This is a genomic window from Bradyrhizobium sp. Ce-3 (genome assembly GCF_022835695.1).
Taxonomy (GTDB): domain Bacteria; phylum Pseudomonadota; class Alphaproteobacteria; order Rhizobiales; family Xanthobacteraceae; genus Bradyrhizobium.
The window spans coordinates 1-405 of record NZ_BQUV01000030.1 but is presented as its reverse complement, the minus strand read 5'-3'; the positions used below and the strand labels follow the sequence as shown (position 1 = coordinate 405).

The window sequence follows — 405 nt, the reverse complement described above, 5'->3', positions numbered from 1 at the left end:
TCTTAAAAGAGTCAGAGGACGATCCCAATTATTTCCTCATGTTTGTGGGAGATGCCGAAGTTACCGCTATCGCCAAGGAAAAGGGACTGGTGGACCCCAAACGCCCCCTCACCCATGAGCTTTACCTCTCCATCTTGAAAAAAACCGGCGTCGTCTTCGATCATACCGAAATCTTTTCCATGCAGGAAAACACATACTATGCCAAGGTCTATGTAAAGGTGGGGGATGACATGGAGATCTTCGACAGCCGGCCCAGTGATGCCGTGGCCCTTGCTCTCCATGAAAACTGCCCCATCTGGGTGAGCCGCAGCCTGATGCGGCGCGAATTGTCCCAGGCAGAAATTCAAGAATTTGAAATGATCATACGCACCGTCAAGTTCTGATTTTCCCCTTCCGCCTTCGGAC

At 50.9% G+C, this 405-nt stretch carries 1 protein-coding gene; it reads left to right on the top strand.

Going from position 1 to position 405, the window contains the following annotated elements; translation table 11 throughout:
- Positions 1-383: bifunctional nuclease family protein (locus tag BRSPCE3_RS35685; RefSeq protein ID WP_244071795.1), on the top strand; the 383-nt coding region annotated here is incomplete at its 5' end.
- Positions 384-405 lie beyond the last annotated feature (22 nt).